This window comes from Streptomyces griseicoloratus (genome assembly GCF_014534645.1).
GTDB classification, from domain to species: Bacteria; Actinomycetota; Actinomycetes; order Streptomycetales; family Streptomycetaceae; genus Streptomyces; species Streptomyces griseicoloratus.
The window spans coordinates 1-212 of record NZ_JACVQF010000114.1; the positions used below are offsets into that span (position 1 = coordinate 1).

Genomic DNA, 212 nt, shown 5'->3' on the forward strand with positions numbered 1-212 from the left:
AAGAAGTTCGAGACCCTGTCCTACCTGCCACCGCTCAGCACGGAGGCCCTCCTCAAGCAGGTCGACTACCTGATCCGCTCCAAGTGGGTGCCTTGCCTCGAGTTCAGCAAGGTTGGGTTCATCTTCCGTGAGCACAACGCATCCCCTGGGTACTACGATGGCCGGTACTGGACAATGTGGAAGCTGCCTATGTTCGGGTGCACCGACGCCAC

Annotated in this window: 1 protein-coding gene; it reads left to right on the forward strand. The window is 59.4% G+C overall.

Features of this window, described 5'->3' with window-relative positions; all coding sequences use genetic code 11:
• On the forward strand, positions 1–212 hold a 212-nt coding region (locus H0H10_RS41605), incomplete at both ends, for a RuBisCO small subunit-like domain-containing protein (RefSeq protein ID WP_188179279.1).